This window comes from Corynebacterium capitovis DSM 44611 (assembly GCF_030440535.1).
Lineage (GTDB): Bacteria > Actinomycetota > Actinomycetes > Mycobacteriales > Mycobacteriaceae > Corynebacterium > Corynebacterium capitovis.
In genome coordinates this window covers 670,906-693,321 of record NZ_CP047117.1, presented here as the reverse complement: position 1 = coordinate 693,321, position 22,416 = coordinate 670,906, and the positions used below count along the sequence as shown (strand labels likewise).

20 protein-coding genes are annotated in these 22,416 nt (G+C 67.5%); 7 read left to right on the top strand and 13 right to left on the bottom strand.

Annotation, left to right across the window (positions count from 1 at the left end; translation table 11 throughout):
* Window positions 1-70: 70 nt before the first annotated feature.
* The gene (locus CAPI_RS03425; RefSeq protein ID WP_026156999.1) at window positions 71-439 is read left to right on the top strand and encodes a zinc-binding dehydrogenase; all 369 of its coding nucleotides are present in this window, start codon (window positions 71-73) and stop codon (window positions 437-439) included.
* A 50-nt stretch (window positions 440-489) separates the two neighbouring features.
* Here the strand turns inward: CAPI_RS03425 and CAPI_RS03420 are convergent, their stop codons facing one another.
* The 9 genes from CAPI_RS03420 to CAPI_RS03380 form a co-directional block, all read right to left on the bottom strand.
* Entirely contained in the window at window positions 490-1,809 is a 1,320-nt protein-coding gene (locus tag CAPI_RS03420) for a hemolysin family protein (protein ID WP_018016642.1), read from the bottom strand.
* Complete coding sequence (gene ybeY, locus CAPI_RS03415) at window positions 1,810-2,376, bottom strand: rRNA maturation RNase YbeY (protein WP_018016641.1); 567 nt, start codon at window positions 2,374-2,376, stop codon at window positions 1,810-1,812.
* A complete protein-coding gene (locus CAPI_RS03410; protein ID WP_018016640.1) occupies window positions 2,373-3,383 on the bottom strand; it encodes a PhoH family protein in 1,011 nt (336 codons plus the stop codon). The genes ybeY and CAPI_RS03410 overlap by 4 nt, the downstream gene beginning before the upstream one ends.
* Before the next feature lie 11 nt (window positions 3,384-3,394).
* Window positions 3,395-4,099, bottom strand: coding sequence for a 16S rRNA (uracil(1498)-N(3))-methyltransferase (locus CAPI_RS03405; protein ID WP_018016639.1), 705 nt, complete (start codon window positions 4,097-4,099; stop codon window positions 3,395-3,397).
* Window positions 4,096-5,232 carry a molecular chaperone DnaJ gene (gene dnaJ / locus CAPI_RS03400; RefSeq protein ID WP_018016638.1) on the bottom strand — a complete coding sequence of 379 codons (1,137 nt, stop codon included), beginning with the start codon at window positions 5,230-5,232 and terminating at the stop codon, window positions 4,096-4,098. The genes CAPI_RS03405 and dnaJ overlap by 4 nt, the downstream gene beginning before the upstream one ends.
* Window positions 5,233-5,266: 34 nt before the next feature.
* Complete coding sequence (gene hrcA / locus CAPI_RS03395) at window positions 5,267-6,277, bottom strand: heat-inducible transcriptional repressor HrcA (protein WP_018016637.1); 1,011 nt, start codon at window positions 6,275-6,277, stop codon at window positions 5,267-5,269.
* 32 nt (window positions 6,278-6,309) lie between these two features.
* Entirely contained in the window at window positions 6,310-7,413 is a 1,104-nt protein-coding gene (gene hemW / locus CAPI_RS03390; protein ID WP_018016636.1) for a radical SAM family heme chaperone HemW, read from the bottom strand.
* A gap of 20 nt (window positions 7,414-7,433) precedes the next feature.
* Window positions 7,434-8,102 (bottom strand): hypothetical protein, encoded by a 669-nt coding sequence (locus tag CAPI_RS03385; RefSeq protein WP_018016635.1) that lies wholly within the window; start codon window positions 8,100-8,102, stop codon window positions 7,434-7,436.
* Between the two features lie 118 nt (window positions 8,103-8,220).
* Window positions 8,221-10,059 (bottom strand): AMP-dependent synthetase/ligase, encoded by a 1,839-nt coding sequence (locus CAPI_RS03380; protein ID WP_018016634.1) that lies wholly within the window; start codon window positions 10,057-10,059, stop codon window positions 8,221-8,223.
* Between the two features lie 81 nt (window positions 10,060-10,140).
* Here CAPI_RS03380 and malQ point away from each other — a divergent pair, with 81 nt between their 5' ends.
* Window positions 10,141-12,309: a 4-alpha-glucanotransferase gene (malQ, locus tag CAPI_RS03375; RefSeq protein ID WP_018016633.1), complete on the top strand. Its 2,169-nt coding sequence runs from the start codon at window positions 10,141-10,143 to the stop codon at window positions 12,307-12,309.
* On the opposite strand, the gene CAPI_RS03370 is transcribed toward malQ, so the two are convergent.
* The 3 genes from CAPI_RS03370 to CAPI_RS03360 are packed head-to-tail and all read right to left on the bottom strand — an operon-like array spanning window position 12,296 to window position 14,544.
* Window positions 12,296-12,436: a hypothetical protein gene (locus CAPI_RS03370; RefSeq protein WP_018016632.1), complete on the bottom strand. Its 141-nt coding sequence runs from the start codon at window positions 12,434-12,436 to the stop codon at window positions 12,296-12,298. The two genes, malQ and CAPI_RS03370, sit on opposite strands and share 14 nt — an antisense overlap.
* An 11-nt stretch (window positions 12,437-12,447) precedes the next feature.
* Window positions 12,448-12,588, bottom strand: a complete 141-nt coding sequence (locus CAPI_RS03365) for a hypothetical protein (protein WP_018016631.1) — start codon at window positions 12,586-12,588, stop codon at window positions 12,448-12,450.
* A 3-nt stretch (window positions 12,589-12,591) separates the two neighbouring features.
* Window positions 12,592-14,544 (bottom strand): M3 family metallopeptidase, encoded by a 1,953-nt coding sequence (locus tag CAPI_RS03360; protein WP_018016630.1) that lies wholly within the window; start codon window positions 14,542-14,544, stop codon window positions 12,592-12,594.
* 24 nt (window positions 14,545-14,568) lie between these two features.
* On the opposite strand from CAPI_RS03360, the gene CAPI_RS03355 reads away from it, so the two are divergent.
* The gene (locus tag CAPI_RS03355) at window positions 14,569-15,843 is read left to right on the top strand and encodes a carboxylesterase family protein (RefSeq protein WP_018016629.1); all 1,275 of its coding nucleotides are present in this window, start codon (window positions 14,569-14,571) and stop codon (window positions 15,841-15,843) included.
* Here the strand turns inward: CAPI_RS03355 and CAPI_RS03350 are convergent.
* Window positions 15,840-16,382, bottom strand: a complete 543-nt coding sequence (locus tag CAPI_RS03350; RefSeq protein ID WP_018016628.1) for a hypothetical protein — start codon at window positions 16,380-16,382, stop codon at window positions 15,840-15,842. The genes CAPI_RS03355 and CAPI_RS03350 overlap by 4 nt on opposite strands.
* 99 nt (window positions 16,383-16,481) lie before the next feature.
* Between CAPI_RS03350 and CAPI_RS03345 the strand changes: the two genes are divergently transcribed.
* From CAPI_RS03345 to CAPI_RS03330, 4 genes are all read left to right on the top strand, one after another.
* Entirely contained in the window at window positions 16,482-18,341 is a 1,860-nt protein-coding gene (locus CAPI_RS03345) for an ABC transporter ATP-binding protein (RefSeq protein ID WP_018016627.1), read from the top strand.
* A 120-nt stretch (window positions 18,342-18,461) separates the two neighbouring features.
* A complete protein-coding gene (locus CAPI_RS03340; RefSeq protein ID WP_018016626.1) occupies window positions 18,462-19,583 on the top strand; it encodes a MalY/PatB family protein in 1,122 nt (373 codons plus the stop codon).
* Between the two features lie 20 nt (window positions 19,584-19,603).
* Window positions 19,604-21,307, top strand: coding sequence for a maltose alpha-D-glucosyltransferase (gene treS, locus CAPI_RS03335; protein ID WP_018016625.1), 1,704 nt, complete (start codon window positions 19,604-19,606; stop codon window positions 21,305-21,307).
* The gene (locus tag CAPI_RS03330) at window positions 21,304-22,398 is read left to right on the top strand and encodes a hypothetical protein (RefSeq protein WP_018016624.1); all 1,095 of its coding nucleotides are present in this window, start codon (window positions 21,304-21,306) and stop codon (window positions 22,396-22,398) included. Before treS ends, CAPI_RS03330 begins: the two co-directional genes overlap by 4 nt.
* Window positions 22,399-22,416: the final 18 nt, after the last annotated feature.

Below are 22,416 nucleotides of genomic sequence, written 5' to 3'. Positions count from 1 at the left end.
CGTACCCTCGACGAGGCCACCATCGGTCGCCCACCACGTCTTCGTCGCGTCCGGGGGTAAAGAGGGACAGGTGGCCCCCACCGGAGACGCCGCCGACCACGCCAACGACCCGTCCACCGAGGACCTGAAGCAGAGGGTGCTCGAGCTAAACGACGGGCGCAGCGCCGACATCGGCTTCGAATGCACCTCGGTCACCGCCGTGCTCGACCAGCTCATTGACTGCCTCAGGGCGCAGGGCACCCTGGTGGTGGAGTCGATGTGGTCGAAGCGCGCCGAATTCGATGTCCACGCCCTCGTGATGAAAGAACTGTCCATCCGGGGCGGCATCGGTTACGCCCACACCATCAAGCTGGTGGAGGAGGGAAAAGTCGACCTGAAGCCCTTCATCACAGGCGAATTGGCTTCGATGGCGTCGCGGGCGAGGGGTTCGATACCCTGATCAACCGCAACGAGACCGCCGTGAAGATCCTCGTCTCCCCCGAGCTGTAGTTAGCTGTCGGCCTGGTAGGTGTCGAGGTCGCGGGGGACGTCGATAAGAACCGTGCGAACCTTGATCCTGCCGCGGCGGTCGCGGCCGCCCTCGGCGGTGAAGTGCAGCCCCGATACCTCGACCGAGGAACCGGGCAGCGGGACTCGACCCAGCTCGTACGACAGGAGGCCCGCGACCGTGTCGACGGAGTCGGTGACCTCCTCGTCGAACTCGATCTCGTAGCCGCAGTCGTCGTAGAGGTCGTCGACGAGGTCGTCCAGCGGGAGCCGGGCCTGGGCCCGGTAGCGCCCCTCCCCGACCGCCTCGATGGGGGCCGCCTCCCCCTCGTCGTACTCGTCCGTGATCTCGCCTACGATCTCTTCGAGCAGGTCCTCCATGGTCAACAACCCCGCCACGTTGCCGTACTCATCGATGACGATCGCGATGTGCGTGTTGATGCGCTGCATCTCCTGCAGCAGCACGTCGAGGGGTTTCGACTCCGGGACAAAAAGCGGCTCCCGCATGACCGAACATACCGGGGCCGACCCGCTGACCGGCTGGCCGTCGGCAGCGAACATGTCCTTTAGGTATGCCACGCCGACGATCTCGTCAACGCTTTCGCCGATGACGGGCATGCGGGAGTGTCCCGAGCGCACCATCAGGCGCACCGCCTGGGCCACCGTCTTCTCACCCTCGATCCAGATCATCTCCGGTCGGGGCACCATGACCTGCTTCGCGTACGTCTCGGCCAGATCGAGGATGTTCTGGATCATGCGGTGCTCCGTCGACTCCACCACCCCGCGCTCCTGCGCGATGTCGACCATCTCGCGCAACTCCACCTCCGTGGAATAGGGCCCGTTCCGGAAATCCCGCCCCGGGTGGAACAGGTTGCCCACCCAGATCAGCACCCGGGCCACCGGGCCGAGGATGTAATTGAAGGCAATGAGCCAGCGCGCGGCGCGCAGCGAAATGGCGTAGGGATTGCGCCTGCCTGCCGTGCGGGCGAAAACACCGACGATGCTGAACTGCGCGAGGGTCACGGCGCAAATCGCGGCCACGATAGCCCAGCGGGGGGATTCCACGAGCTCCATCGCGAACCTCGAGGCGAAGACCGCGGCGGTCACGTCGAGCACCGTAACCAGCATGACCAACATGTTGACGTGGCTCGCCCGGTGGCCGACCACGCGCATCAAACCCGGGGCGCCCGGGACCCCGTCCTTGACCATGGATTCGACACGGGCCCGCGAGATCGGCGTCAACGCCGACTCCACCGAACCCAACAACCCGGAAAGAAGCAGCGCGGCCAGCGCGACCAGCGCGGAGGCGACGGTGGAGAACAACTAACCCAATTCCTTCATTTTTCGGTCCAGCTCCTCGCGGTCTGCCGCCGAGGGGAAAGCGTGCGCCCCGGCCGGTTTCGGCTGGTACTCGACACCGCGGGCCGCAAGGTCGTCGTACCACTCGGCGAGGATCTCATTCTGCAGGGCGAACATCTCGCGCTCGTCGGCGGGCGCCACGTGATCGTAACCGAGCAAGTGGAGAACGCCGTGAACCGTGAGCAAAGCCAGCTCGTGGCCGAGGCCGTGGCCCGCCATCTCCGCCTGCTTGCGGTCGAACGCCGGGCACAGGATGATGTCGCCCAGCATCGCGAGGCCGAAAGGAGCGGCATCGGGGCGGCCGCTGCCCGGGGTCAGCTCGTCCATGGGAAAGCTCATCACGTCCGTGGGGCCCTCCAAGTCCATCCATCTGACGTGAAGGTCGGCCATCGCGGCCTCGTCGACAAGCGTGATCGTGACCTCTGTATCCGGATGCACATCCATTGCAGCCAGGGCGAACCCGCAGACATCGACGAGCATCTCCTCGTTGATGTCGACCTCGCCCGACTCGTTGAGTACCTCGGCGCTCACTCGCCTTCCCCCTCTTCCCGTTGCCTCTGCTTCTTTTCGTACCGCGCCGCGTTCTGCGCATCGTGCCGGTCGTAAGCGGCAACGATCTTGGAGATGAGGTGGTGGCGCACCACGTCGTCGGCACCCAGCTCCGCAAAGTGGATGTCCGGGATCGCCCCAAGAATGCGCCGCGCCACCCGCAGGCCCGAGACCGTGCCGCTGGGCAGGTCCACCTGGGAGATGTCGCCCGTGACCACCATCTTCGAGCCGAAGCCAAGGCGGGTGAGGAACATCTTCATCTGCGAACCAGTGGTATTCTGGGCCTCGTCGAGGATGACAAAGGCGTCGCTCAACGTCCGGCCGCGCATGTAGGCTAGGGGTGCGACCTCGATGATGCCGGCGTCCATGAGCTTTGGAATCACCTCGGGGTCGAGCATGTCCCGCAGCGCGTCGTACAGCGGGCGCAGGTAGGGGTCGATCTTGTCGTTCAGGGTGCCCGGCAGGAATCCGAGCTTCTCCCCCGCCTCGACGGCTGGGCGCGTCAGGATGATCCTCTTGACACCCTTGGCCTCCAGCGCCTGCACCGCCTTCGCCACCGCTAGGTAGGTCTTGCCCGAGCCCGCGGGGCCGATCCCGAAGGTGATGGTGTTGTCGTCAATAGCGTCGACGTAGCGGCGCTGGCCCGCCGTCTTCGCGCGGATCACCTTGCCTCGCCGCGCCACAATCTCGGCGCCCAAGATGTCGGCGACCGACTCCGGCGCCTCGGACTCCATGATGCGACAGGCGTGGCCAACGGTGTCTGGGCCGATCGGGACACCTCGGCGCGCCATCGATTCGAGCTCCTCGAGCACATGGGCCGCGTGATTCACTTCGCGGGCGGAGCCCCGCAGGGTCACCGCCGCACCCCGAGCGTGGATGTCGGCCCCGAGCTGCTGGTTCAGCGCGCGCAGATTACCGTCGTTAACCCCGATCACGGTCTGCGCGTAGGCGGAATCGAGCACCACCCGGCGCGTCACCAGTTCATCCATGGCCACCCACCCTACCAGCGCGCGGTCAGCGCGCCGATCGCGTTCAGCGCCGCGAATGCCGCCGCCGCGGTGCGCACAACCTCGGGCCCGAGCCGCACCGCCTGCCCGCCAAGCTCGGCGAGCTCCTCGGCGCCGATCCCGCCCTCGGGGCCCACGAGAAGGAACACCTCTGGGGCGAAGTCGATGTCCCGCAGCGGCACCTGGGCGTCCTCGTGGAGCACGAGCGCCTGCCGCCCCTCAAGCATTCCGCGCAGCTGACGCGTGGTCACGGGCTCGGTCACCTCGGGCACCCACGCGCGCCGCGCCTGCTTCGCCGCCGCCGCGGCCACGGCCCGCCACTTCTCCACCTGCTTGGCCCGCTTCTCGACGGGCCACCGCGCCACCGTGCGCTGCGACACCCAGGGCACGATCCGGTCGGCCCCACCCTGGACCGCCAGGTCCACCGCCAGCTCGGCGCGCTCGCCCTTTGGGATCGCCTGCACTACCGTCACGTGAGGCACCGGGGGGTCGACGAAGCGGGTGGTTAGCACCTCTCCGACCAAGGTGTCCTTGCCCTGGGTCGATGTCACGCGGACCTCGGTGGCGGTCCCGTGGCCGTCGCTAAGCACGATGTGCTCCCCCGGCTTGATGCGCTTGACACTCACGGCGTGCCGGCCCTCGGGCCCATCGAGCCGGCCCGACGCCGGGTCGGGCGAGAGGAAGTAGGGCAGGCTCATCGGCGGAAGCGGTCGCGGACGCGGGAGAAGAAGTTGTCATCGCGTCCGCGGCCCTCGGTGGCGACCTCGGGGACGCCGGCGTGCCCGTCGCGCAACCCTTCCAGCGCCTCCCGCTCTTGGTCGCTCAGCTCCGTTGGCACCGCGACGTGGACGTGGGCGACCATGTCACCGGAGCCCTGTGCACGCAGGCGCGGCATGCCAGCACCCTCGAGCACGATCTGCTCGTTCGGCTGGGTGCCCGCCGGGATGTCGATGGTGGTCTCCCCTCCCCCGAGGTCACCGACGCTCAGGCTGGCACCGAGGGCGGCGTCGTACATCGGCACGGTGACGCGCAGGTGCAGGTCATCGCCCTCCCGCAGGAACACCGGGTGGGCCAGAGTGTGCACCTCGACGTAAAGGTCACCGGCTGGTCCGCCACCGTGGCCTACCTCGCCCTGGCCCGCCATGCGGATCCGCATGCCATCGGCGATGCCCGCGGGGATGGTCACCGTGAGGTCCCGGGTGGCGCGCACCCGCCCGTCGCCGGCGCACTGTCGGCAGGGGTCCGGGATGATCTCTCCGTAGCCGCCGCACTTGGGGCACGTCCGCGTGGTCATCACGTTGCCCAGGAAGGACTGCTGCACATCCTGGACCGAGCCGGTGCCGTGGCAGTGATCGCAGGACACGGGCGCGGACTCGGACTGGGACCCGGTGCCGTGGCAGCGGTCGCACAGAACCGCGGTGTCCACCGTGACGTCCTTCTTCACGCCCGCGAACGCCTCCTCGAGGCTGATCGTGGTGCGCAGCAGCGCGTCGGCGCCCGGTTGGACGCGGGAACGCGGCTCGCGTCCCTGAGATCCCGCCCCGCCGAAGAAGGCCTCGAAGATGTCGCCGAAACCCCCGAAACCGCCGGCCCCCGCGCCGCCTGCCCCGCCCTGCTCCATCGGGTCGCCGCCGCGGTCAACGATGCGCCGCTTCGACGGGTCGAGAAGCACCTCCTGCGCCAGCGAGATCTCGCGAAACTTCTCCGCGGCCTCCTCGGAGGGATTCACGTCCGGGTGGTACTTGCGGGCAAGCTTGCGGTACGCCCTCTTGATCTCCTGCTCGGTTGCTTCCCGGTCGACCCCGAGAATCCCGTAGTAGTCACGAGCCACTAGTGATGGAACCTTTCAGTAATAGCCATTGCGTTTAGCCCCGCAACACGCGGCTGATGTAGCGCGCCACGGTGGCAACCTTTTGAATCGTACTGGGATAGTCCATATACGTCGGACCGACCACTCCCACGCCGCCCAGCGCCGCGCCCCCGACCCCGTATGCGGTCGAGACGACCGCAGCATGGGAGAAGTCCGCCTCACCGTTTTCCCGGCCGATGCTCACGGAGACCTCGTCGATGTTCTGGGCCGCCGCGAGCAGCTTCAGCACCACTACCTGCTCCTCCAGCGCGTTGATCACCCCGCGCAAATCCACCGCGCCCTGGGTGAGGTTTGCCGCGCCCGCGATGAGGATGCGGTTGGCGGGTTCCTGCGCAAGCGTCTCCACCAACACCACCGTAGAGCGGGCCACAGCGTCGGCGATCTCAGCCGGGGCGCGCTCCGCAAGCCGCACGAGGGAGGAGGAGGCGTCGGTCACGGTGGTGCCCACGAGCACCTCGTTGAGGCTGTCGCGAAGGAGCCGCACGGCGTCGTCGCTAAGCGGGGCCCCGAGCTCGACGTTGCGCTGGTCAACGCGGCCGGTGTCCGTGATCAACACGAGCAGCAGGCGCGTGGGAGAGAGGGAGACGACCTCGCAGTGCTTCACGCGCGTCACGTCGAGCGCCGGGAGCTGGACCACGGCGGCCTGACTGGTCAACCCCGCGAGCAGCTGGGCCGAGCGGCGCAGGACATCTTCCAGGTCGACGCCGGACTCGAGGAAGTTCAAGATCGCGCGCCGCTCGGGGGCCGAGAGCGGCTTGACCTCGTGCAACGCGTCGACGAAGGCGCGGTACCCCTTCTCCGTGGGGATACGCCCCGAGCTGGAGTGGGTTTGCTCGATGAAGCCCTCACGCTCAAGGTGAGACATGTCGTTGCGGATCGTCGCCGAGCTCACCGCGAGCCCGTGGCGCTCCACGAGGGCCTTCGAGCCCACAGGCTCCTGCGACGCGATGTAGTCGGCCACGATCGCGCGCAGCACCGCCTGCCGCCGGTCGCCCGCCCCGCTCATTAGCACTCTCCTTCGTTGACTGCTAGGCCATCCTACTCCGCCGCGAGGATATCCGTAACAATCCCGTCCGCCAGCAGCCGGCCCGCGCCCGTGACCGCGATCCGCTCGCCCACCGTGAGCAGCCCCGCGCGCGCATGCTTTTCGACGACTCCCTGCGCCCCCTCCCCAACCCACCCAGTAGGGATCCCCTCTCGCAGCCTCAGCCCCAGCATCACCTGCTCGAAGTGGTGCTCCTCGTCCGAAATCTGCTCCCCGCCGCCCACCGGCAGCTCGCCCGCCGCGAGCAGCTGCGTGTAGCGCTCGGGGCGCTTGACGTTGAAGAACCGCCGACGCCCGATGTAGCTGTGCGCACCGGGCCCCGCCCCCCACCAGTGGCCCCCGCGCCAGTAGATCAGATTGTGGCGGCACTCCCCGCCCGGCTTCGCCCAGTTGGACACCTCGTACCAGCCGAACCCGGCGCCCTCTAGAGCCGCGGCGATCATCTCGTAGCGCTCCGCGTAGACGTCCTCGCGCGGCGGGGGAAGCTCCCCGCGCCGGATGCGGCGCGCGAGCGCCGTGCCGTCCTCCACGATGAGGGAATAGGCAGACACGTGGTCGACGTCGGCGGAGAGTATCGCGTCGAGGGTGGAGCGCACATCGTCGTCCGTCTCCGTCGGGGTGCCGTACATCATGTCGAGGTTGACGTGCTCGAACCCGGCGGCGCGGGCCTCGCGGGCGGCGGCGACGGCCCGGCCCGGGGTATGGCGACGGTCCAGCACCCGCAGCACGGGTGCGGACGCCGACTGCATGCCCAGCGACACGCGGGTAAAACCGGCCTGCAGGAGCTCCGCAAAAAAGCGGGGGTCCGTGCTCTCCGGGTTGGACTCGGTCGTCACCTCCGCGCCCGGCCGCACCCCCACGTGATCCCGCACCATGTCCATGATCCGAGCCAGGCCGCCGGCGCCCAGCAAGGAAGGCGTGCCCCCGCCGATAAAGACCGTGTCGGCCGGTTCGGTGTCCGCGAGCCGCAGCTCGGTGTCCAGGGCGGTGAGGTACGCGTCGAACGTCGATGCCGTCTCGCTCGGCGTATACGTGTTGAAGTCACAGTACCCGCAGCGGGACGCGCAAAAGGGCACGTGGATGTAGAGGCCGAACATGAGCGATGAGTGTAGGCGCGCTAGGCACCGCGACGCGAACGCTTCGCCGCCACCTTCGCCACGATGGCGTCGATGCGGGCGCGTTCCGCCAGAAACGGCGGCGGGTTCATCCCCCGCATCGTTCGGGTAAACGCCGGGTGATCGCGGCACACCGTTTCGACCCAACCCGCCACGGCGGCCTCGACCAGCTCGCCCACGCGGGCGTAGAGGTGCGGCAGCGAGACAGCGCTGAGCTCGCGGGCCACCATATCGGTCTGCTCAAGGGCGTAGTCCACCAGCTCGGAGAGGTGCTCCGCGGTCAGCTCGGTGCGGCCAGCCAGGGCGTCGTGCATCGTGCGCACCGAAAAAGGAGCCGCGAGGGGGAAGAGCTCGCGCAGCCCGGTGGCGTCGAGAAGCTCGGGCTCCGGGATCTTCTCCTCGGGCCGCGCCCCCGCGGAGAGGAAACCGGCGCGCATCCCACTGGTCAGCGCCTGACGCAGGCCAATCAGCTCCCCCACGACACGGCGCGAGTCCTGGCGGGCGTCGCCCACGATCTCGGAGAACTCGGCCAGGCATTCCTCGGTGAGCTCGCCGTCGTAATCGGCGATCGCCTCCGCGATGTGCTCGATGTACTCGGCGACCTCGTCGCCGATGTTGTAAATCTCCTGGGTGAGCTCGCGGTGGCGCAGCAGCGCTGCCGTCTTGTGCACTGCGAGGCCCCCTCCTGTAAATCGCCAAACTATTCTCGCGCCGCGGCCCGCGCCGGGCGGCTGCGTGTGATGGTAGGACACGAGTGGGCCTCCCGCAGCGCGGCGCGCCGACAGTTCCCTAGCGGCTGTACAGGGCCTCGATATCATCCGCGAAACGGCGGAACACCACGTTGCGCTTCACCTTGAGCGTCGGGGTCATCTCATCGTCCTGCTCGCTCAGGTCGCGGTTCAGGATGCGGAACTTCTTGATGGCCTCGGCATGGCTCACCGTCGCGTTGGCGAGGTTCACCGTGTCCTGCACCTCGGCGCGCAGGTCCGCGTTGTGCGCCAGCTCCTCCAGAGACGTCGACGCCGGAATGCCCCGAGCCTCCTTCCACCTGGAGAGCTCATCGGCATCGAGCGTGACAAGCAACCCGACGAACGGCTTACCGTCACCCACGACCAGGGCGTTAGAGATCAGCGGGTCCTGGCGAATGATCTCCTCCAGCGGCCCGGGCGAGACATTCTTGCCGCCCGCGGTCACAATGAGATCCTTCTTCCGCCCCGTGATCCGCACGTAGCCGTCACTGTCGACCTCACCCAGGTCACCGGTATTGAACCACCCATCGTGCTTCGCCTCGGCGGTCGCCTCCGGGTTGTTCCAATAGAACCCGAACACGCCCGGCCCGCGAAACTCAATCTCCCCATTGTCGTTGGTCCGCACCTCGTAGGAATTGACGGGTCGGCCCACGGTTCCGATCCGCTGACCCCCCTTGTGATTGACGCACGCGGCCGCTGCCGTCTCGGTCAGCCCGTACCCTTCGTAGACCGGCAGGCCCAGGCCACGGAAGAAGTGGCTCAGCTCCGGGCTCATCGCCGAACCGCCCGTGATGCCGTACTGCGCCACCCCGCCCACGGCGTCCCGCAGCTTCCGGTACACCAGGCGGTCGTACACGCGGTGCGCCATCCGCAGCGCAAACGATGGCCCCTCCTCTTTATCGAGGGCCTTCGAGTACGCGATCGCTGCGCGCTCCGCCTCCAAGAACACTCGCTTGCCGACGCCAGAGCCATCCGCAGCCTTGTTATACGCGGCGTTGCGCACCTTCTCGAACACCCGGGGCACGCCAAGCACCACGTGTGGTTTGGCGCGCTGCAGCTCGAGGGCGATCGTCGAGGTGTCCGCCCAGTGGGCCTGGGTCGCGCCGTGGATGGTCAAGGCCACCGCCACCGCGCGCTGCAACACGTGCGCCAGCGGCAGGAAGGTGACCACCCGCTTGCCCGGCCGCGCGACCGCGCCGATGGGATTGGTCACCAGCGCGCGGGTTTGATACATCCAGTTGCCGTGAGACAGGGCCACGCCCTTCGGCCGCCCAGTGGTTCCCGAGGTGTAGACGATCGAGGCGATGTCGGCGTGGGTGATGGCGGCAACTCGGGCGTCGATAAGCGACTGCTCGACCCCTTCCCCCTCGCGGGTGACCTCGTCGATTCCTCCCTCATTGAATACTGCGACGCGACGCAGCCGCGAGGCCGAGCCGCTGAGCGGCGGGGTTCCGTCTTCGCGCAGGAGGAAGGCGCGCAGGTCCGCGAAGTTGTGCGCGTCTTCAACGAAGGCGAAGGTGGCTCCCGAGTCCTCCAGGATCCACTCAATCTGGTGCGGAGAACTCGACGGATAGATCGGCACCGTCACCGCACCCGCCGCCCAGATGGCGAAGTCCACAAGCTGCCATTCGTAGCGCGTGTTGGACAGCAGCGCGACACGGTCGCCCGGCTCGACTCCGTTGGCAACCAGCCCTTTGGCCAACGCGTACACCTCCGCGAGGAACTCGCCCGCGGAGACATCCTCCCAGTAGTAGTCCCGGGGCCGGCTGAAGAGGACAAGCTCGGGCCGATCGGTGCACAGCTTCACTAGCTCGCTCATGCAGTTCTGGTCTTCCGTCAGCTCGAAGCCGGCCTCGGTGGTGTGAATCTGAGAAGGCATAGTGACACAGGTTACTCCCCAGGCCCGCGCCGTTTTTGCTAATCCGGCCCGATTCCGCCGCCTTTGGCACAATGTCCTTTTGTGACTAACGCGGACCTGCTCAACGAGCTCGCTTCTTCCTACGGCTTCGGTTTACAGTACTGGGCCTCCAACGGCCAGCTCACCGAGCCACCCCGCTCCTCCTACGTCGCGCTGCTCCGTGCATTGGGTCTGCCCCTCACAGAGCAGGCAGACGGACCGGGCGGGGAGGAGCTGGAGTTCTACCTCACCCGGCGCCGCCAGGAGCTAGCTACCGCCCCCCTCCCCCCGTGCGTCGTGGCCACCGAGGGCCAGGAGGCGTTTTTCCCGGTCCACGTCCACGATGGCCAGCCCGCGCACGTGTGGATCCAGCTTGAAGACGGAAGCGCGCGCGAGGCCTACCAGGACGAAAACTGGAACCCGCCGGTCAGCGTCGACGGCGTGACCTGGGGCGAAGCGACCTTCCACGTGCCCGGCGACCTGCCCCTCGGGTGGCACGAGCTGCACCTCGAGTCCGAGGGCATCGACACCAGCTGCACGCTCGTCGTCGTCCCCAACACGCTGCAGCCGAACCAGGAGTACCTGCGTGACCCGGCTTACGGCGTCATGGCACAGCTGTACTCGGTGCGCTCCACCCGGTCGTGGGGAATCGGTGACTTCGGTGACCTCGGCGAGCTGGCGGAAACCGTCGCCGCGCGCGGGGCAGACTACCTCCTGATCAACCCCGTCCACGCCGCCGAGCCCCTGCCCCCGGTCGAGAACTCGCCCTACCTGCCCACCTCGCGGCGCTTCGTCAACCCCATCTACATCGCCGTCGAGGACGTGCCCGAGTGGGCCGCGCTGGACAGCGCCACCCGCGGCGAGGTCGCCGAACTGGCGGGGCCGCTTAAAGCCGCCAACCGCAGCGCCGAGCCGATCAACCGCGACCTCATCTTCGGCGTCAAGCTCGACGTCCTGCGAGAACTCTTCTACCTCGCGGAGTCCGACGACGCGCGCCGCGCCGCGTTCGACGCCTTCATCTCCGAGGAAGGAGAGGGGTTGCGCGAGTTCGGTAAGTGGTGCGCGCGCCAGGCCCAGGCAGCAGATTCGGGCCGGCACGTGGCCTCTCAGGCTCCCGAGGAGGCCGACTTCGTCGCCCGCTTCTACATGTGGCTGCAGTTCGTCGCCGACGAGCAGCGCCGCGCCGCCCAGGAGCGCGCACGGGCGGCGGGGATGAGGATCGGCATCGTCACAGACCTCGCCGTCGGGGTCCACCCGGGTGGCGCCGACGCGCACACGCTTGCCGACGTCCTCGTGGCCGACGCCTCCGTCGGCGCCCCGCCGGACCAGTACACCCAGCAGGGCCAGGATTGGTCCCAGCCACCCTGGAACCCCGCCGCCCTGGCTGCCGCCGGGTACCGCCCGTGGCGCGACCTGCTGCGCACCGTCCTGCGCCACTCCGGGGGTGTGCGGGTCGACCACATCCTTGGCCTCTTCCGGCTCTTCTGGATCCCGCGCTACGGCTCCCCCACCGAGGGCGCCTACATGAACTACGACCACACCGCAATGGTGGGCATCCTCGCCCTCGAGGCGCAGCGCGCGGGCGCCATCGTCGTGGGCGAGGACCTTGGAACCTACGAGCCTTGGGTCCAGGAGGTGCTCCGCGACACGGGGATCCTGGGCACGAGCGTGCTGTGGTTTGAAAGCGCCCCGCCCGGTAACTCGCCGCAGGAGCAGGCGCACTACCGGCACCTCGCGCTGTCGTCGGTGGGTACCCACGACTTGCCGCCGACCGCGGGCTACCTGCGCGGCGCGCACAACGAGCTGCGCGTCAACCTCGGGCTGGTCAAGGAAACCCTGGAGGAGCTCAACGCCTCCGACGCGGCGTGGCACGCCGCCGTGCTGGACTCAGCCCGCGAGACGGGAGCCTTTCGCGATACCGAGTTCGCCGACACCGTGTTCAAAGACCTACCCGCCGGCTCCCTCGCCGGATTTAGCGACGCCCAGATAGCAGACCTCGTCGTGGGCCTCAATCGCTTCATCGCGGGCACCCCGTCCGCGCTGACCTGCGTCAACCTCGTAGACATGGTGGGCGACACCCGCATCCAGAACCAGCCGGGCACCAACGCGGCGCAGTATGCCAACTGGTGCATCCCACTCTGCGACGCCACCGGGGCACCCGTCCTGCTCGATGAGCTCAGCGACGTGGAGCTATTTCAGCGCGTCGCCGACGCCGCGCTCAGAGGACATTAATCAAGCCAGCAATAACGACGAGGGCGACCATGACCCACAGTGCCTGCGTCACGCGCGAGCGCGGGTACTTCCTCCGCCCCCGCGGCAGCTGTTGGTCCCGCTTGCGCAGCTCTTCCGGGTTCGCCATGGCTTGCTAGCTTACTTGCGACGCCACGGTCGCGCGAACCGCTCGCCCAGCCAGTCCACGGCGCGCAGTAGAACCGTCGCCACCAGACCCGCCGCGGGCAGGGCGACGAGGAGCACGATGGGCACCTGCAGCCACGGGCTTAGATCGAACATGCACTAGACCTCGCTGCCTTCGAGACCGCGGCGCACGAGCAGGGGCCGGACGTCCTTGTCCCTGCCTCGGAACTCGCGGTAGGCCTGCGCGTAGTCGCGGGCGGCCCCCTTGGAGAGGATGGCGCGGCGGAATTTCTCCCCGGTCGCGCGGTTGATGCCCTCCCGCTCGATGAGCTCGTAGCCGTCCGCGTCGAGCGCCTCCGCCCAGAGGTAGGAGTAGTACCCGGCCGAGTATCCGCCGGCGAAAATGTGATTGAACCAGCGGGTGCGGTAGCGCGGCTCGAGGCCCTCGACGTCCAAGCCGTAGCTTTCCAGTACTTCGGCTTCAAACTTATCGACGTCACGCGGCGCCTCACCATCCACACTGTGCCAAGCCAGGTCGATCGCCGCCGCGGCCAGGTACTCGGCCGTGTCGAAACCCTGGCCGAACGCCCGGCCGCGCCGCACCGCATCTAGCAGCTCCTCCGGGATGACCTCACCGGTATCGACGTGCCGTGCGAAATTGCGCACGATTTCGGGCGCAAACGCGTAGTTTTCGTTGATCTGGGAGGGAAACTCCACCCAGTCCCGGGGCACGTTCGTGCCGGACAAGGACGGGTAGCGCACGTTGGACAGCAACCCGTGGAGGGCGTGACCGAACTCGTGGAAGACGGTGGTGACCTCGTCGATAGTTAAAAGCTCGGAGCTGAGCGACATCACGTTGACCACCACCGGTTTCGTGCCAGCGAGGAGCGACTGCTCGACGAAGGAGCTCATCCACGCCCCACCGCGCTTCGACGGCCGAGCGAAGTAATCGGTGAGCAACAGCCCGATGCCCGTGCCATCGGCCTCTGCCACCTCCCAGACGGCCACGTCGTCGCGGTATCCGCGCAGGTCCTCGCGGCGAGTGACCGTGATGCCGTAGAGGAGGCGGGCGGCGTAGAACACGCCGTCGCGCAGAACTTGCTCCAGCGGGAAGTAGCGGCGCAGCTCCGCCTCGTTGATCCCCAGCGCCTCTTCTCGACGGCGCGCCTGCCAGTAGGGCCAGTCCGCCCCGTCGACCTCGTGGCCTGCCAGCTCCCCCGCGAGCTTGCGCTCGGCGGCGGCGTTGGCCGCGGCGGCCGGCGCAAGGTCCGCGATGAGCTGGCGCGCCGCACTCGCCGTCCCGGCCGTCTCCTCCGCCGTGACGAAGTCGGCGTGGGTGGCAAAGCCGAGCAGACGCGCACGCTCGGCGCGCAGCTGCGCCGCCTGAACAGCGATCTCGTCCCCATGTGCGCGGCCGCGGGAACGGGAGGCGTCGAAAAGTTTGCGCCGCGACGACGCGTTGACCAGCTGCGATTGGAGCGACTGGGTGGTGGGAAGCTCAATGGGGACCAGGTAGCTGTCGCCGTCGGCGTAGGCGGCGAGCTGGCTCTCACTCAGCCCCTCGAGCTCCTCGCGCTCGAAACGCACGGCGAGCGCGGCGGTGTCAGCGAGGAGGGTGCGCCCGAAGCGCTCACTGAGCTCGCTGAGCCGCTGGTTGATGTCCAGCAGGCGTGCCTTGCCCTCCGCCCCCAGCAGCGCGCCCCGCCGCGTGAAGGTACGCACCAACAGGTCGTGCAAGCGACCGGATTCCTCGTCCGCCGGCGGGGTGAGACCGCGGATCCGGTCGAAAAGCTCGGTATTCTGGTAGATCGAATCCATGTGCGCCGAGAGCTTCGGCACGATCGTGTCGGCCACCTCGTCGAACTCCTCGGTGGAGTCCGTGCCCTGCAGGTTGAAAAACCACGCCATCACGCGACGCAGCTCCGCGCCCGACAACTCCAGCGCCTCCACCGTGTTTTCCCAGGTCGGCTCCGGCTGGGTCAGGATCCCGGCGATCTCGCGGGAGTGGCGCGCCAGCGCCTCCTCGAACGCAGGCTCGACGTCACCGATCCCGATCGCGGCGAAGTCGGGGAGGTCGTAGGGCAGGGTCGACGGTCGCAGCAGCGGGTTCATAGTGAACCATCTTAGGATTGCCCCATGAGCGCCACCGTTGACGTAACCTGCCCCGCCGGCACCATCACCGGGGAAACCTTCGACCACCTGCGCCGTTTCCATTCCATCCCCTACTCCCACATCTCGGCGCCCTTCAACGATGCGCAGCCCGCTCCCGCGGGACTACGTATCGACGCCACCGCGCCCCGGCCCGACACCATCGCCCTTTCGCTCACCACCCCGGACGGCGCGAGCCGCGGCTCGGACCTGCCCGTCATGGTGTTCATCCACGGCGGCCGCTTCGAGGAGGGCAGCCACGCCGACCTCCGCACCGGGGCCGACGCCTTCGCCCGCCAGGGGATCATTCAGGTGCGCGTAGGCTACAGGCTCACACTGCCCGGGCTGATGCGCTTTCCCGATGACGCCCCCTCCCACTTCCGCGCAGCCCACGACTGCCAGCTCGCCCTGGAATGGGTGCAGCGCAACATCGAGTCCTTCGGCGGTGACCCCACCAACGTCACCCTGGTGGGGCAATCCGCCGGCGCCGCTTTAGTGCTGTGGCTGTGCCGGCGCGACCACTACCGCGGCGGGTTCCGCCGGGCGCTGGCGATGTCCCCCGCCTTCCCCCGCATGGCTTTTGAGCGGCGCAAGCCGGTGCTTCGCGCCGCCCTGGGCAAACCGCTCACCCGCGCCGCGCTGGGCAACGCCGCGCCGTCGCGAGTGGAACGCGCCTACCGCAGGCTGCGCAGATTCTACTTCACCGACATGGCGCTGGGCCCCGCCCCGCTCGCACCCGAAGAGCTTGCGGACGTCGAGCTCGTAGTCACCACAACCCGGGAGGAGTTTCACGACTCGGGCGCCCGGGCCGACGCGGCGGGTTGGGGCAAGCTAGCCGTCCGCGCGTCGGGGCGGCGGATGGGCTTGCGCTACTCGCGCATGCGGCGCTACCTCACCGAGGCGGGGGTTGCGGACCCCGATCACGTTTACGGCCGCTTCATCGGCGACAGCTTGATCCGTCGCTGGGCCGCCGATGTCGCCGAAAACGCCCCGGGCCGAGTCTGGCAAGCCGAGTTCGTCTCCCCGGAGCCGGGCGGGGCGGCGCGCCACTGCGACGACCTCAACCCGCTATTCGGAGCCCCGCCATACGCGCCCGGCGAGGGCCTCAACGCCTGGCTCGTGCGATGGTGCCGCGGTGCTGCGCCGTGCTGGCCGACCTACCGCGAGGGCCGCCAGGTGCTGCGCGTTGACCTCGCGGGCGGCTCGCGCCACGTCGTGACGGACCCGCTGGGCTACGTGCGCCGGGCTTTCGACCGGTCTTAGTTGTTCAGGTTCCCGCTAAACACCACGTTGCCGATGGTGAACTGGGCGTTATAGAGGCTGTACATCGACACGTCGAAGGCGTACATCAGGTTGACGCTAGCGCCCGCGCCGAGGGGCATGTCCAACCCGAGCGTATCTACCCCCGCATCCTCGCCGCTCAGCGGTTCGGCTATTTCTTTGTTTGTTCCGGAGGAACCAGTGGAGTAGGTCAGCGAGGGCTGAGCGAGCGCGCTGACCGGCATCGGGACGTCGGACTGGTTGGTCACAGCAACGACGACAATTGTTCCGCCGTTCGACGCGGACCGCGTGCCCTGCCACTTGTAGGACACGTTCATGCCGGGGTCGTCGACACGCTCGCCGGAAATCTCCGTCGTGGTCAGGTTGGCGACGTCGTTGGCCTCGAACTGCTGCTCGGGGACCGCCGTCGGTGTGGTGATAACCACAGCGGAAGATTCGGTGGTGTCCCCTGACGAGCTACACCCCGCAACCGCAAGCGGGAGGGCGAGCGCGAGGGCCGGGACAGTGCGGCGGATAAGCATTGTGGTTCGGCTTTCGTAGCGGTGACGTGGGCTGACCCAGCCTGACACAGGCTGACGGGATTCTCCCCCACCTTACAACCCGGGTACCATCAACCTGTTATGCAATCCCTGATGCGCGTTGTGCGCAGCGCGTCTGCCCTCTGGCCGTTCTACCTGGCTGTTGTTCTCTTCTCCAGCGTCGTGGCGGGGCTGGGAATGGCCGCGCCGTTTATCATACGTGAGGCGACCGACACGATCGTCGACACGGTGAGCTACGGCACCCCCGCCCCGACACGCACCATCGTCTTCCTCGCCCTGGCGCTCTTCGCCGCCGAGGCCGCCTCCGCCGTCTTCAGCAACGTCTCGGGCTACCTCGGCGACGTGATGGTGGCGCGCATCCGGCAGATCCTGTCCACCCGCTACTACGCGAAGCTGCTGGCCCTGCCCCAGCGCTACTTTGACAACCAGATCACCGGCACGATCATTGCTCGGTTGGACCGTTCGATCGCGAACGTCACCCAGTTCATCCAGTCTTTTGCCAACAGCTTCCTACCGATGCTGCTGCAGGTCGCGGCCGTGCTGGCCGTCACGACCTACTACTACTGGCCACTGACCATCCTCCTGTTGCTCCTCTTCCCCCTCTACACGTGGCTCACCGCGCTCACCTCGCGCCGATGGCAGAAGTTGGAGCGCCGCAAGAACGCCGAGATCGACGCGGCCAACGGGCGCTTCGCCGAGGTCATCGGGCAGGTCAAGGTCACGAAGTCCTACGTCGCCGAGGTGCGGGAGCTCGACTCGTTTGGTACCCACTACGGCGAGACCGTGGCGCTGACCCGCCCCCAGTCGCGCTGGTGGCACTCCATGGATTCGGTGCGCGGCACCGCCATGACCGCAATCTTCTTAGGGATCTACCTCATCCTCTTCCTGCGGACCCTCCACGGCCACCTCACCATCGGCGAGATGGTCATGCTCCTGCAGATGGTCACGATGACCCGCCAGCCGGTCCACATGATGAGCTGGATCGTCGACTCCGCCCAGCGCGCCGTCGCCGGGTCCCGCGACTACTTCCGCGTCATGGACGAAACCGTCGAGCCCACCGCCAACAGGGAACTCGTCGCCGCGATCGAGACCACGGGGGCGCCCGAGCTCACGGTCATCCAGCACTCGCCCCTCGACGCCCGCGAGCCCGTCATCGGTTTCGAGCACGTCACCTTCGAGTACTCGCCCGGCGAGCCGGTCCTACGCGACGTCACCTTCCGCGCCCGCGAAGGGGAAAAGATCGCGCTGGTGGGCGAGTCTGGGGGTGGCAAGTCGACCGTCGTCAACCTCTTGCTCGGCCTCTACCCCGTCGAGCAGGGCCGCCTCACGGTGTGTGGCCGGGATGTGGCCGACCTCGGCGTCGAGGACCTACGCGCCTCAACGGGTGTCGTGTTCCAGGATTCGACGCTGTTTTCCGGCACCATCCGGGACAACATCGCCTACGGCAAGCCCGACGCCACGGACGAGGAGATCATCGAGGTGGCACAGCGCGCCAACGCGCACGACTTCATTCTGAAGTTCAAGGACGGCTACGACACGGTCATCGGCGAACGCGGCGTGCGCCTATCCGGGGGTCAGCGCCAGCGCATCGCCGTGGCCCGCGCCATGCTCAAGGACGCGCCCATCCTTGTCCTCGACGAAGCCACCTCCGCCCTAGACACTAAGGCGGAGCGCGCCGTGCAGGCCGGCCTCGACGAGCTGATGAAAAACCGCACCACCATCATGATCGCCCACCGCCTCTCCACCATCGCCGATGTGGACACCATCATCACTCTTCGCGACGGACGCATCGACGAGGTCGGATCCCCCGCCGAGCTCGCCTCCTCCGGTGGTATTTATTCAGAGCTGCTGCGACTCACCGCGTCGTCGAGCGCCGCCGACCGCGCGCGACTCAAGGCATTCGGCTTCCGCGTCAGGGACGACGAGGCTAAGGATTCCTAGCTCACGTTGCGACGCGCCCTGCCGAGCAAAGTAGAGCAACACGCCAAAACCAGGCCACAACACACGCGAAAACTCGCGTTGCTCTACCGTTGCCCCGCCCCGTGACTACCGTGTAATGATATGGAATTCCCGGATCTGACCACCCTCAAAGCACGCGGCACCCGCAAGTGGACGCAGTACCCAGATGACGTGCTGCCCCTGTTCGTGGCCGAAAGCGACTTCCCCACCGCCCCCGCCGTCAAGGCCGCAATCCAGCGCGCGGTGGATAACGAGTCCTTCGGCTACACCCCGGCCCCGCAGGCCAGCGGCCTGCCGGAGGCGGTGGCGGACTTCCACGCGTCGCGGTACGGGTGGCGCCCCGACCCGGCCCACATCTTCCCCGTCGCCGACGTGGTGCGGGGGATCCTGCTGGCCATCCAGTACTACACAATCGGGCCGGTCATTGTGCCCGTGCCCGCGTACTTTCCCTTCCTCGACATCGCCGAGACGGCGGGGCGCGAACGCATCGATGTCGGTAGTGAAAACGGGCTCGACCTGATGGAGGTCGACGCGGCCTTCCGTCACGGCGCCGGCTCGCTGATCCTGACCAACCCCATGAACCCCTGGGGCTACACCTTCGACGCGGAGGAACTCGACCAGATCTGCGCGATCGCCCGGAAATACGGGGGCAGGGTGCTTGTCGACGAAATCCATGCCCCGATCGTCTACGACGGCCACCACACCTGCGCCGCCGCCAACAACCCGGACGTGTGCATTACGGTGACCGCGACGTCGAAGGCTTGGAACATCGCGGGCCTGAAGTGCGCCCAGATCATCTTCTCCAACGACGCCGACGCCGCGCGCTGGGACACCCTGACGGGCGTGGCGAAGGACGGGGTAGGCACCCTGGGCATCCTCGCCGCCGAGGCCTGCTACCGGGAGGGCGTGGACTTCCTCGACGAGGAAATCGAGGTGCTGCGCCAGAACCGGGACTGGCTCGCGCGCACCCTACCCGAGGCGATCCCCGGCATCGGTTTCCCCCCTACCTCGGCGACTTACCTCATGTTCCTGGACTTTCGGAACACGAAGCTGGCGGATCCGAAGCCGGCGCAGTGGTTGCGTCGAGAAGCGAAGGTCGCTTTGAACGAAGGGGTGAGCTTCGGGCCCGGCGGGGACCACCGCGCGCGTCTCAACTTCGCTACCAGCCCCGAGATCCTCGCCGAGGCAGCCGACAGGATCGCGCGCGCAATCCGGCGACTTTAATCCCGCTAATCTAGGGCCACATGGAACAAACCCCCCAGGCATCCGACTTTAAGCTACCCGCCCCTGTCGAGGAACCCTGGCAGCGGCCCGACCCCGAGTGGTACAAGGACGCCGTCTTCTACGAGGTTCTCACCCGCGCCTTCTACGACCCCGACGACACGGGGTCCGGCACGCTCAAGGGTGTGATGGACAAGCTGGATTACCTCCAGTGGCTCGGCGTCGACTGCCTGTGGCTGCCGCCCTTTTACGATTCCCCCCTCCGCGACGGCGGCTACGACATCCGCGACTTCCGCCGCGTGCTGCCGGAGTTCGGCACCGTCGATGACTTCGTCAACCTCATCGACGCCGCCCACAAGCGCGGGATCCGCATCATCACAGATTTCCCCATCAACCACACCTCCGATCAGCACGATTGGTTCCGTGAATCTCGGCTCAACCCGGACGGGCCCTATGCCGACTACTACGTGTGGAGCGACGACCCGACGAAGTACAACGAGGCTCGCGTCATCTTCATCGACACCGAGGAGTCCAACTGGACCTACGACCCGGTGCGCAAGCAGTTCTTCTGGCACCGCTTCTTCTCCCACCAGCCGGACCTGAACTACGACAACCCGGCCGTCCAGGACGAAATCCTCGACATCATCCGCTTCTGGCTCGACCTGGGAATGGACGGCATCCGCCTCGACGCCATCCCCTACCTCTTCGAGCGGGAGGGCACGAACTGCGAGAACCTGCCGGAGACGCACCAGTTCATCAAACGGGTGCGCACCCTTTTCGACGACGAGTACCCGGGGCGCTTCCTCCTCGCAGAGGCGAACCAAATGCCCGACGAGGTCGTGCAGTACTTCGGCGAGGGCGACGGCGACGAGTGCCAGATGGCGTTCCACTTCCCCGTCATGCCGCGCATCTTCATGGGCATCCACCAGGAAAACGCCCAGCCGATCATCGACATCCTCCGCGACACCCCCTCGATCCCTGACTCCGCCCAGTGGGGCATCTTCCTGCGCAACCACGACGAGCTGACCCTCGAGATGGTCTCGGAGGAGGAGCGGGACTACATGTACAAGAACTACGCATTCGACCCGCGGATGCGCGCCAACGTGGGCATCCGGCGCCGGCTCGCTCCCCTCCTGGGCGGCCACCGCGACCGCCTCGAGCTGGCCCACGCCCTCCTGCTCAGCCTGCCCGGTTCGCCGTTTTTGTACTACGGCGACGAAATCGGGATGGGTGACAACATCTGGCTACCGGACCGCGACGGCGTGCGCACTCCCATGCAGTGGTCCAACGACCGCAACGGCGGGTTCTCCAAGGCCGACCCCGAGCGGCTCTACCTGCCCACGATCCGCAACGACAGCTACGGTTACCACATCGTTAACGTTGAATCCCAGATGAACCGCGACAACTCCTTACTCCACTGGGTGCGTGAGCGCGTGCACATCCGCAAGCAGTACCGAGCCTTCGGCCGCGGCTCCTACATCGAGGTGGAGCACTCAAATCCGCAGGTGCTCGCCTTCATCCGCGAGTACAACGACGAGCGCATCCTGTGCATCAACAACCTGAGCTCGCGGCCCCAACCGGCGGAGATGAACCTCACCGCCTATGAGGGTGTGATCCCGCGCGAGCTCTCCGGCGGCGTCGAGTTCCCGGCGATCGGTAACCTGCCGTGGCTCGTGACCTTGGCACCGCACGGGTTCTTCTGGTTCGACCTTTCGGAGCAGGCATGATCGACCTGACCCGCGAGCGCTTCTACGGCGCGAAAAGCGAAGCCATTGACGACGTCCGCGTCCTCGCCTCCTCCCCTGCCGGCGGGTTCGTGTGGCAGATCGTCGCCGTCTCGCACGGCGGCACGGTCGACGAGTACCAGCTTCTTAGCGACGACACCCGCGACGCCCTGGCCACCGACCACGGGGCCCAGGCCTACCTGGACCACGTCCGCGAGCTGGGCGAGGTCCACGGCGAGATCGGCGGCCACCGCGCCCGCCCGATGGGCGCCGAACAATCCAATACTTCCCTGGTCGTCGACGATGCCTGGGTGCTCAAGGCGTTCCGTAAGCTCGAGCGCGGACTCAACCCCGACGTGGAGCTACTCAGCGCGATCCGGGACTGCCCGCACGTCGCCGGCGTGCGCGGTTACGTCACCCGCGGCCGGGTCACCCTGGCCATGCAGCAGGAACTGATCCGCGGGGGCACCGACGGCTTCGACTTGGCCGTCGCCGACGAGCTCGGTGACCCTGCCGAGCTGGGCCGGGCGATCCGTGTTGTGCACGAGGCCCTGGCTGAGGCCTGCGGCACGCAGAGGGTGGGCGGCGCCGCGCTGCGGGACGACCTCAATTCCCACCTTGACGAGCTCGTCGGCCGCGCCTGCCAGCTCGCCGATCACGAGGACGCGTTGCGGGCCCTGTACGCGGAGATCCCCGACGACGAGGTTGACATCCAGCGTATCCACGGCGACCTGCACCTCGGCCAGACCCTGAAAACGGGTGGCGCGGAGGGGCGGTGGTTCCTCATCGACTTCGAAGGCGAGCCCGCCCGCCCCCTGGAGCAGCGGCGCCGCCCCGATCACAGGCTGCGCGACGTGGCCGGGATGGTGCGATCCTTCGGGTACGCCGCCGCCGTCGGCGGGCGCGGAGAGCAGTGGGAAACGGAGGGCGTCGACAAGCTTCTTGCTGGTTATGGCGTAGGGTCCGACCCGCTGCTCGCCGCGTACGTGGCGGACAAGGCGGCCTACGAGGTTGTGTACGAGGCCAACAACCGCCCCGATTGGGTGAACATCCCGCTGCGGGCGATCGAGCGCCTCGCCGATTCCACAGATTGAGATTTCACCGCCCGAAGT